The 10,946-nt window shown below is 37.0% G+C and carries 12 protein-coding genes; 3 read left to right on the plus strand and 9 right to left on the minus strand.

Features of this window, described 5'->3' with window-relative positions:
* Positions 1–274 (minus strand): hypothetical protein (locus QVB70_RS15545; RefSeq protein ID WP_287588147.1); only part of this gene is annotated, 274 nt, incomplete at its 3' end.
* Between the two features lie 16 nt (positions 275–290).
* On the minus strand, positions 291–1,073 hold the full coding sequence (locus tag QVB70_RS15550; protein ID WP_287588149.1) for an ABC transporter ATP-binding protein: 783 nt from the start codon (positions 1,071–1,073) through the stop codon (positions 291–293).
* A gap of 179 nt (positions 1,074–1,252) precedes the next feature.
* On the opposite strand from QVB70_RS15550, the gene QVB70_RS15555 reads away from it, so the two are divergent.
* Together QVB70_RS15555 and QVB70_RS15560 are read left to right on the plus strand one after the other, a co-directional pair.
* Positions 1,253–1,549 (plus strand): hypothetical protein, encoded by a 297-nt coding sequence (locus tag QVB70_RS15555; protein ID WP_287588151.1) that lies wholly within the window; start codon positions 1,253–1,255, stop codon positions 1,547–1,549.
* An 8-nt stretch (positions 1,550–1,557) separates the two neighbouring features.
* Complete coding sequence (locus QVB70_RS15560) at positions 1,558–2,310, plus strand: hypothetical protein (protein WP_287588153.1); 753 nt, start codon at positions 1,558–1,560, stop codon at positions 2,308–2,310.
* Positions 2,311–2,364: 54 nt separating this feature from the next.
* Here the strand turns inward: QVB70_RS15560 and QVB70_RS15565 are convergent, their stop codons facing one another.
* The 5 genes from QVB70_RS15565 to gap form a co-directional block, all read right to left on the minus strand.
* Complete coding sequence (locus QVB70_RS15565; protein WP_287588154.1) at positions 2,365–3,222, minus strand: hypothetical protein; 858 nt, start codon at positions 3,220–3,222, stop codon at positions 2,365–2,367.
* Between the two features lie 19 nt (positions 3,223–3,241).
* Positions 3,242–4,435 (minus strand): MFS transporter, encoded by a 1,194-nt coding sequence (locus tag QVB70_RS15570; RefSeq protein ID WP_287588156.1) that lies wholly within the window; start codon positions 4,433–4,435, stop codon positions 3,242–3,244.
* A gap of 181 nt (positions 4,436–4,616) precedes the next feature.
* Complete coding sequence (locus QVB70_RS15575; RefSeq protein WP_287588158.1) at positions 4,617–6,731, minus strand: hydrogenase iron-sulfur subunit; 2,115 nt, start codon at positions 6,729–6,731, stop codon at positions 4,617–4,619.
* Complete coding sequence (locus QVB70_RS15580; protein WP_287588159.1) at positions 6,728–8,071, minus strand: NAD(P)-binding protein; 1,344 nt, start codon at positions 8,069–8,071, stop codon at positions 6,728–6,730. Before QVB70_RS15580 ends, QVB70_RS15575 begins: the two co-directional genes overlap by 4 nt.
* A gap of 244 nt (positions 8,072–8,315) precedes the next feature.
* Complete coding sequence (gene gap, locus QVB70_RS15585) at positions 8,316–9,308, minus strand: type I glyceraldehyde-3-phosphate dehydrogenase (RefSeq protein ID WP_287588161.1); 993 nt, start codon at positions 9,306–9,308, stop codon at positions 8,316–8,318.
* A gap of 218 nt (positions 9,309–9,526) precedes the next feature.
* Between gap and QVB70_RS15590 the strand changes: the two genes are divergently transcribed.
* A complete protein-coding gene (locus QVB70_RS15590) occupies positions 9,527–10,009 on the plus strand; it encodes a 4Fe-4S dicluster domain-containing protein (RefSeq protein ID WP_287588163.1) in 483 nt (160 codons plus the stop codon).
* A gap of 21 nt (positions 10,010–10,030) precedes the next feature.
* Here QVB70_RS15590 and QVB70_RS15595 read toward each other — a convergent pair whose 3' ends face one another.
* The gene (locus QVB70_RS15595; RefSeq protein WP_287588165.1) at positions 10,031–10,540 is read right to left on the minus strand and encodes a transcription elongation factor Spt5; all 510 of its coding nucleotides are present in this window, start codon (positions 10,538–10,540) and stop codon (positions 10,031–10,033) included.
* Between the two features lie 13 nt (positions 10,541–10,553).
* Entirely contained in the window at positions 10,554–10,742 is a 189-nt protein-coding gene (locus QVB70_RS15600; protein WP_287588167.1) for a protein translocase SEC61 complex subunit gamma, read from the minus strand.
* Positions 10,743–10,946: the final 204 nt, after the last annotated feature.

Raw genomic sequence — 10,946 nt, forward strand, 5'->3', positions numbered from 1 at the left:
CTTCTATATAGTCTACATATGAACGTACCTCAGCGTCTTTGAATAAATAGTCGTTATATGTTGGATTTGTTTCATCGTCCACGTCCCGAGTGATCATAAGGTCGATAATGCCCTCACTTTGTTCGGCCTGGTCGATGTAAGTATAACTATAAGAATCGACCGTTGCATTCACACCAGTAAGCAAGGCGATTGAAACAATGATGCCTAGTACACCCAGCAAACTGCGCATTTTTTTACGACGCATTCCTTTGAAAAGATAACTCAAGTAACTCATCACTCATCTCCTCTATCTACTTGTTTACGTCAGTCTTGTTATTGATTTCTTCATTTAGAATCTTCCCGTCGAGCATGTTTATGACACGATCTGCATAAGCAGCCATCTCGGGGTCGTGGGTGACCATAACCAATGTTACTCCTTTTTCATGGATCGATTTCAACAGTTCCATGATCTTTTGGCTATTCTTGGAGTCAAGATCACCAGTTGGCTCATCTAAAAAGAGGACCGGAGGATCATTTGCAAGGGCTCTAGCGACAGCGATTCTTTGTTGTTCTCCGCCACTTAACTCTGACGGAATGTGCTGAGCTCGTGCTTCAAGACCTACCATCCGTAATAGTTCTAAAGCTCGCTCCTTTCTTTCCTTTTTTGGAATCTTTAGAAAAGTCATAGGCATTTCTACGTTTTCTAAAGCAGTAAGTAACTCAAAAAGTTGAAATGTTTGAAAGACAAGACCGATTTTGCGTAGGCGAATGTCGGCAAGTTGGTTGTCAGTAAGGGCAGCGATATTTTGTCCGTCAATGAAGATATCACCCATTGTGGGAGTATCAATAGCCGATAAACAATTCAAAAATGTTGACTTGCCGCTACCTGAAGGTCCCATGATAGCTAGAAACTCACCATTTTTTACTTCCAGATCAATGCCACGCACCGCCTGTACTGCCAGTGGGCCAGAGATATACGTTTTATGGAGATTTACAGTCTTAAGAATTACCGAATTTTCTTTCATTTCTTCAATCGAGACAGTACCTCTTTCAATATTGGTGATGTCTAGCATAGTACTCGAAGGATTGTCCATTTTAAACACCATTTGAATTCTTTGAAATAATTTATTCGTTTGAAATTTTCATCCATATCACAGAATGAAAAAATCTAAAAACAAAGTCTCCAATAAACTCTTAAATGCTGTCAAACCTTTGGTAGAAGGTTTTGTACCATTGGTACAGAAGAATTCAAAACTCAAATTGTGTATATATCATGAAATCGTCTCAGTATCGCCCTGCTAATTTAATTATACAAACGATCTTAGAAGGGATCCTTCGAGCAGAACGTGAAAATTCTTTGATTAAAGGTATTGTAAAATCACATCTAATCAACTATTGCGGGTTAAAATCAATTACAGCAGAGAAATATTTAATAAAATTGGAAAACGCGGGATATATCGAATCTCACGAAGAACCTTGGGGCGATCGCACAATAATTATCTATAAGATAACGCCACTTGGAAAAGAGCGATACGAGTGGTTTGTGAAAATAAATTCTGAAATCGAATGAGACCTCTGATGAAAATGACGAATAATTCTCCAGAAGGACCAGAGGAGGAAAAAATATTGCGGGGGAAGAATGATTCTCGTTCTTCATCTTTTAAAAAAATTGAAAAAGAAGGGCTATTTTTTATTGATTCTCAAAAGAGGTTTCTAGTTTGGAGCGCACTTCTTCCCATTTTTATAATTTTAATCCAAATTGCAAATATAGTCTTTGTGAGTATGAATCCGCCACCCCCTGGTCGTCCTCCTTTACATCGTGAAGCACCTAGGATAATTGAAGTGTTAAGTCCTGGAATTATAATGATTATTATTGCTCTTTTTGTACTTGCAAACTTTTTCTTTCTTTTACACTGGCAGAAAAAAGTCCAGCAATATAACGACCAAGAAGAAACTTTTGATAAATTAATAAAAAGTTCTCCAGATGAAATTGAGTCTGGCACCGAGTTTATTTCTCTAAGCCAGATCACTTATGATATAATACAACATGTTAAGAAAATCCGTATAATCTTCTTCCTAATGAATGCAGTTGCCGTCTTCTACTTCTTTTGGTTTGTATCGAGAATTGTATTTAGACTTGCAATTGGTAGACTAGTGTTTAGAGGTCCACCAGCACAATTTCCTTTAATCTTAATAATCTTAAACATTCTTGCTCAGATTGGCTTGTTAATTTATCTAGTATTTCAATGGAAATTTTTCCTCAAATGGGATCTGAAATTCTCAAAACTTGATATGTTAGAGAAGAGAATATTTGAAGAATTGGATTTATAGATTTGACTTGATAATGTAACCTCCAGTTTTAAGAATACAAAACAGATGATCTCATCAAATTGTTTTAATGATGTTTTTTTGAGCTATTTTATTCAGGAAAGTTGGATAAAACTTCGCATTATTCAGAGAAAGAAGAATCATCTCAGTTTTATTCATCCGGCGAACAATTTGCTTCTCACCGTTTTTTGTAATCATTGTACGGAATTTTCCTGCAAGAATATTGTATACTGATGAATCAAATGAATACGCATCTGTAATCAAAGATAGATTTGTTCGATTTGTCGAATTAAAAGCGAGTAAATGTGTTTTATTCCAGATATTGTGTTCTTCTAATGTGTTCTTCCGCTTTGTGAAGATTGAGAACGGTCTGCAAGACACAGCAAACCAAATATATTCATCAATTAACCCTGAATCATAGTACAAATGAAAATCAGCGTCATTATTAAAATGTAAAGGAAGAACAAGTTTATCTTGTTTACCAATTTGTTCTAGTGTCTGTCTTGCTATTTCTATGTTTTTTTCTTTGTATTTTTCACCGAACTTCCAGAGTGGCACGTCTGGGACAATAAAATAGTCAACTAACTGCAACCATTTTTCCATTTTTGCTATGAAATCTGGTAATTTTTTAATTGAAAAAGGAGTTTTTCTTTGAATAATGCCGTTATCGAGCATAATTTCTTTAGCTTGAGCTTTACATAAGTTTTTAGCATATTTAATGGCACTTGGCCTAATAAGAACGGTTGGTACGGGGACATCGGTAACAAGTTTGTGAAGATCCTGATCTGATTCAAAATTTGACTCAACAAGTGATAAATGCTCTTCCATTGTTTCGAGGGTATTCTTTCCCGCGATCGAATCGCTAAGAAAACAACATTGCTGATAACTTAATGAAGCAAAAAAATTCGCTGGCATTTTTCAAAGTCCATGTGCTTTATTTAGTGCTTTTTTCTCCAATTATAAATAAAGCAACAGCAAGAAAAGCGAATAATGCACCATAAAGAAATGTTGCATAAGGATCAATGAAATCCCAGAGAAACCCAGCGATTATACTTCCAGGTAACAAAGCAATGCCAATGGCTGTGTGAAAAGTACCTAAAGATGTTCCTTTTAAGTCCTCAGAAGCCAAATCTGATACAAATGCACGTTGATTAGCCTCTACCAATGCATATACTAAACCATAAAGTATGAAAAGGATGATAAGATATACAAGAGAAGAATATAACTGAGTAAAACCAAGGCAGACGAAACCAAATAAAGCGTAACCTGCAATTAAAACCTTTTTTCTGCCAATCTTATCTGATAGGATTCCTAAGGGAACACAAAGCGCCGCATATACTACATTGAGTAATACGTAAAGGAACAATGGACCTATGATCGCTAATTCTGCCGAGAAAAACTGTTGCGCTCTAAGAATAAAGAAAAAGTAACTAAAATTGCCTAAAGCAAAAAGAGTTGCAACAATGATGAAGAATTTTAGAGAGCTAGGTATTTCTTTAAAACTGATATGTAGACTTATTGACTTTGCTAGTGGTCTTGATTTTTTCTCTCTTAAAAAAACGAGTGGTACAAGAGCAAGAAAAGCAACTCCTCCGGCAATAAGAAAGATAGTTCTAAAGCCTAAACTGTAGAATATGATAAACACCAGTGCTAGGAAAGATCCGATAATCGCTCCTGCCGTATCAAACGCCCTATGAATCCCGAAACCTTTACCTCTTTCTTGTACAGATTCAGCAATAAGCGCATCTCGTGGGGCTGTTCTTATTCCTTTACCTAGGCGTTCAATCGGACGAAGGATCAACAAATGTTGCCAAATAGTAGCAAAAGCAAAAAACAGTTTTGATACTGCAGATGTCTGGTATCCCGCATATATGAGAGTCTTTCTTTTTCCAAACTTATCAGAGAAATAACCTGAAAATACCTTCAAGATGCTAGCTATACTATCTCCTACTCCACCAATTAAACCTAAGATGATTCCAGTTCCGCCAATTGATACAAGAAACAATGGGAGTATTGGAAGGATCATTTCAGAACTCATATCAGTTAGAAAACTGACGATACTTAGTAAAAGTAAATTTCCAGTTAATATTTTACCAGTTCGTTTATTTCTTGTCGTCAATTTTTTCAACTAAGCTCCAGAATTCAATTTGAAATGATTTAATAAATAACGACTTTGACTTTCTTAATGAGACTAGATTTGTTTATAGTTTAATTGATATTATTCTAAATAGAGTTTTTACTCAAAAAAATGACAGGAGAACGTTACTAAATCTCAAGAAATAGAAAAGATATGTAGATTTCAAACTATTCTATGTTTCTGCAATAAGATAGTTTAATCGTTTGTTCATCTCTTGTACGGCGTCAATGAATTTGTTAGGTTCAGATGAAGTCATTGAAAATAATTCTACTCGATTTTCATCTATCCCAATTTCATTTAAGATATTCTTCGTGAATTCCACTACAAGCGAAGCGATTGTGTTTCCACGAAGATATTGACATCGTTCCTCAGGGCAACTTGCAAGCATAACTGCTTCTGCGCCCTCAACAAACGCCTTTAGTATATCAAGGGGGGAAATTCTGCCAATACAAGGAACTGAAGCAACTAAAACGTTTGGAGGATATTGCCAGTTATTTATTCCTGCAAGATCAACAGAACCATAGGCACATTCACTACATACGAATGCCAATATGGTCTTATCCGCAGTATCTCCTTCTAATGCTTTTTTTGTTGAAAGAAGTGCCTCTACCTGTCTAAATAGTATATCTCTCTCATAATTAGTTAATTGTGCTGCTCCTGTAGGACAAATTGCCGTACAAACTCCACAGCCCTCACACTTGAGATCATTAATCACGGCTAGATCCTTTGCTTCATCAAAATCTATAGCTTCAAAAGGACAGAGTTCCACACATGCTTTGCACCCATCACAAGCTTCTTCATCAATTTTTGATACAAGAAGGTCTGCTTGGAAAATGGTATATTTCAGATACTTCAGTGCTTTGAATGCTGTTGCACTTGCATGAGTCAATGTTTCTTTTATGAACATTGGGCCTATTGCTGAACCACACAAGAATATTCCCTTCGATTCCGATTCGCTAGTTTTTATTTTTGCGTAAAGTGGATTGAAAAAATTAGATTTCGGGGAAGGTTCTTTGCTTATTCCTAATATTTCTTTTAGGTCCTCAGTACCTGCAGAAGGAATCAAAGCGCTACTTAGGACAACCAAATCTCTATTAAGTGTAATTATTTCTCCAGTAAATGAATTTTCTAGCTCTACACTTAGCTGATTTGCCGCTTGCTCGATATTAGAAACGCGTCCATGAAGAAATTGAACGCCTAGTTTTCTTGCTTGTTCATAGTAATCCTCGTAAGCATACGGTGTTCTTATGTCTATGAAAGAAATGGCAGTGTCAATCCCTTGCTCTCTAAGTAAGAGAGCATTCTTAATAGAACTGAAGCAGCATAGTTTTGAACAATACTCATTAAACCTTGAATCACGAGAACCCACACATTGAATGAAGAGAGCATTTTTGGGTTGCTCACCATCAATAATGATCTTGCCTTTTGTTGGGCCTTCAGGATCCAAATAATTAACCAGATCACTCTGAATAAGTACATTAGGATACAATCCATATCCAAATTCTTTCAGGCTAAACGGTTTAAACTCGTCCATACCAGTTGCTACTACAATGGCACCAACATTCAGAAAGTCTTTGTTCATTCCATCAATAGAAACTTTATAATTTCCTGGCACTCCCGCAACACTTTTTACTTCGCTTGACGTGAAAATTTTGATCTGTGGGCTTGCAGTAACGCTTTCTAAGAGTTCTTGAAACGCTTTATAGTCTTCTTCTCCTCGAATCCTAGTGATTTTTCGCACCCTTCCTCCAATTTCAGGAGATCTTTCAATAATAGAGACCTCTATACCATTACTAGCTAAATCTAATGCTGCTTGTAGACCTCCAATCCCACCTCCAATTATTAAGGCAGACTCTAGCGGAGAGAACATCTTTTTTTCAACAGAACTTGCTAGACTTACCTTTTGTATTGCGGCATTAATTTGAGCAATAGCCTTTGTAGTTGCCTTTTGTGGCCATGACTTGTGAGGCAGTGCACATTGCTCTCTCAAATTCGCAATTTCTACGAAATCTGGGCTTATGCCAATTTGCTGAAGTTCTGTTTTAAATCTTGTCTCAAAGAGTTTTGGTGTACATGCCGCAATGACAACCTTTGCAAGGTTATTATTCTTGATAGATTCTTTAAGAAATTCAAGCCCATCACTTAAACAAGCTGTATCATGTTGTTCTACTAATAATTCTTCATTCTTAGATAAATAGTCTATAATTGCGTTATAATCTACGGTTTCACTTATCTTAGAAGCGCAACTACAGAGAAATACGCCAATTCGTTGATTTTCTGAGGTCACTTCACTTCACCTTTCTGGAGAGGAGCATTTCGTCTTAAGATCGCCATGCTAACAGCATTAGCTTGTTCAATGGTTGAAGGGATATCTTTTGGCTCTTGGGCAGCTCCACAGACATAAACATTCTCTATATTTGTATAAATGCTTTCTTTAGCTCCAGTTGTCGGAAAAAATCCATAATTATCTAATTCAAGATCTAGTATCTCAGCTAGTTTTTTTATACCTTTAGACGAAACAAGAGCGGCACTAAGAACGACTAGATCAGTTTCTAGATCCATGATCTCCTCAGTTTGGATATCTGAAACATACACATGCACTTTCTGTGTCACAGGATCCTTCTCGATGTGACTGACACGTCCTTTAATAAATTTCACTCCATCATCTCTAGCTCGTAAAAAATAGTCCTCATAAATAAAAGGCGTCCGAATGTCCATATAAGCAATATTTACATCAATTTCTTGCTCTCTAATTAGGAGTGAATGTTTAAGAGCATATGTACAACATATACTTGAACAGTAACTATTAAATCTTTTGTCTCTTGACCCGACACATTGCAACATAGTTACATTCTTTATTGGAGCACCATCTTTCTTTAGAAGTTTCCCCTTAGTCGGACCTTGTGGATCTACTAATCGAGCAAGTTGTACTTGTGTGATTACTTCATCAAATATACCATATCCGTACTCTTTTAGGGGACTGGGATCAAACTCTTCAAATCCCGTCGCTATAACTATCGATCCGAAATTTTTTTCGATGGTTTCCCTTTCTTCTTTGATGTCTATTGCGTTTGTAGGGCAAATTTCCACACATTTAGCACATTCTTCGAATAAGCATGTGTTTGGATCTATTACGTAACTGTAGGGAATAGCTTGAGATGCAGGCAGATAAATCGCTTTTTGAGTATCTAAATTAAGATTTCGAGGATTAGGGACCACTACTGGACATATATCGGCGCATTTATCACACATAATGCATTTTTTCTCGTCTACAAATCTCGGATGTCGTTCTAGTGAAACCTTAAATTCTGAATTCAGTTTCTCTACAGCCACAAGTTGTGTTTGAGTAAGCAGTTCTATATTTGGATGCTCTATGATACCACATCTGTAAAAACATTTCCTAAATCCACCACGAGAAAAAAGTCTATCCGAAGACGAGACACAAAGGGCGCAATCATCTGTTGGAAAGAATCTGAAGAGTTGTAACGCTTTACCTCCAAGCGTCGGCTCTTTCTCTATTAGACAAACTTGAATTCCAAAATCAGCCAATTCTTGCGCTACATGAATCCCGGCAATACCTCCACCAAGTACAAGTACTGGTAGACTAGACGAAATAGATGCGTTCAATATACTTCCCCATTCTTGCATTTTGAACAGCAATTATCATTGAAATGTATTTTGCGCTTAATCTTTGTAGATATTTTTGAAATCTTGACAGAGTGTATCATTGGCGATTGATATCTTATAAAACTATCTTTGCTGATAATTTGAAGCTCTTATCTTAGTCTCGCTGGTTCGCTATAGAAATAAAAGGCATTTACTGTCAATTTAAAAAAAAGAAAATAGTAGATCATGTTTTACACTTTTTTATCTAAACAAACAAAGCCAAATCTACTAATCGATTAGAATAGCCCGTTTCATTATCGTACCATGCCAGAACCTTTACCAAATCATCTTGGATTACAGCTGTCGAGAGGCCATCTACAATCGCCGAACTTGGATTTCCGTTATAGTCTGCAGAAACGAGGGGTTCTTCAGTATAGGTCATGTATTTACCTAATCGCCCTTTCACAGCCTCTTTAAATGCATTGTTGACCTGCTCAACGGTTACATTCGCGTCTGTTTCAACAACTAAATCTACTAAACTTACGTTGGGAGTGGGAACGCGTATGGACATCCCATCCATCTTACCTTGCAATGTGGGGATTACTAAACCCAGTGCTTTTGCAGCACCAGTCGTTGTTGGAATCAGGGATACAGCAGCAGCTCTTGCTCGACGTTTATCTTTGTGAGGAAAATCAAGTATTCGTTGGTCATTTGTGTAAGAATGAATTGTGGTCATAATACCTTTTTTGATCCCGAATTCGTCCAGCAATACCTTCGATACTGGTGAGAGGCAATTGGTCGTGCAACTAGCATTAGAGATTATATTATGGCTTGCTTTATTATAAGTGTCTTCATTCACTCCTAAAACGATTGTGACGTCTGGATCTTTAGCAGGCGCTGAGATAATCACCTTGTTGGCACCCGCATCTAGATGTTTTGACGCATTTTGTCGATCTCTAAAAATTCCCGTGGATTCAACTGCTACGTCTACATTAAGATCTCCCCAAGGTAGTTTTGCAGGGTCCCTCTCTGCAAAAAATGATATTTCCTTACCACCTATAATGATTGCATCCTTCTTAGCTTCAACATCTACGGGAAGTATTCCATGTACCGAGTCATACTTGAGTAAATGTGCCATCGTTCCTACATCCCACAGATCGTTAAACGCGACAAATTCTATATCCTTATTTCCAAGTCCCGCTCTGAACATGCATCTTCCAATTCTGCCAAAACCATTAACAGCTACTCTTACAGTCATAACATTTCCTCCTATAATGCCGCCTTTCATCTGGAATTATGTGTCCTCCAAGCGGCGGACATTGAAATACATCTTACCTGTTTCTGTATAAATATATATATAATAGTTGTTGAAATCGGTATCTTTACAAATATAACTTTATTCTGTGATTTGCACATCAGAACATAAGCACTATGACTGTTCGAAATTTGATCAATTAACAGTAAGCGGGAAGTTTGATGTCTGATAAAACCAATGAATCAGAGACCGAGGAAACTCAATCTAAAAGAGAAAAATTAGTCGATTTAATAAGAAAAATCGCAATAAAAAAGCCTGAAAAAGTGATAGCTGTTCCAGAAGGTCTCCGTGGATTTGGAAAGGTAACCGCGCTACAGAGCATTTGCATAGGATGCCATAAATGTGAAGAGGTCTGTCAACTTGATGCCCCGCTGATTGAAAATAAATTTGACTTGCCCAGCCTTTTTGAAGACAGCGGGGAAATAAAATCAGAAAATAGACGCCTTCTAATAAATTTTATCAAACAATTAGCAGTTAAAAAACCTTTAGAAGCAATATCACTCCCAGCGCCGCTGAGAGGGTTTGGAAGATTATGTGTTGCAATTGAAAGATGCATTACCTGTGGGGATTGTGAAGAAACGTGCCCTGAAAAAGTTATTGAAATAAAACCAATATTTGATCTGGGGCTTATTTTTCAAGAATAATATTTTTGTGTCGACTTATTATCAACGAATTGAAAACTCATCTGCTTCTATCCGATCACCAACTTTTCGTACATAATCTCCATGAACTCGGATGGGTATTGGGGCAGGTGAGTCAAGTAACTCAACTGTAACTTCTTCCTTTGTTGTGTCTACTCTCGTTACTTTTGCTCTAGTTCCTTTAAATGGCCCTCCAGTTATTTCTACAATATCACCGGCTTCAAGCCCTTCGGTTGGAGGCTTTGGAATTAGAAAATGCGAGAGTTCAGTAATATGGGTTTTTCCTACTGATCCTCTAACGTGTGAAATTCCTGAAATAGCTTCATCAATGGCATCCCTTTTTGCCGTTTCTATGAAGATGTATCCTCGTAGAGTTTCAGGCACCAAGATAGATTTTATAACGAGATCGTGTATTTTAACTCGATTAGCAATTAGCTCTGCTACTGATTTTTCTTGACCGATGGTGGTGCGAATCGTGAAAATTGACGTACCCGTACGTTTTTTCGCTACCTCAGGTTTTTCTTGAGTCTCCATAAAAAATGCCTCCTTAGGCTGTCGGAGGTGTAAAACCAACTACCAAAGTGAAGATAAGTTTAATTATAAACGCTATAAGACCTATAGCAACCATGCCAAGTAAGCTAATTCTGATGCTAAGCCAAAATTCTTTTCTTGAAGGCTTTTTTGCGAGGCGTGCCATTCTTATGAAATCTGATCTCACTTTCTTGAATTCTACCATTAAAATCCTCTCTCATGTTTAAGTCTTTCACCAATCGATAAGCATGGATCTTTGTATACTATTTATTTTATTTTATTTTATTTTATTTATTTTATTTTAACTTTATACGATGACGAAATACGATGGCTTTTTATAGTTACTCGGAACCTCTATATATGGTACCGTGAGTGTACCCGTAATGCCCGACTGGGTGGAGGCATATCC

The sequence above is a fragment of the Candidatus Borrarchaeum sp. genome (assembly GCF_019058535.1).
Classification (GTDB): Archaea; Asgardarchaeota; Sifarchaeia; order Borrarchaeales; family Borrarchaeaceae; genus Borrarchaeum; species Borrarchaeum weybense.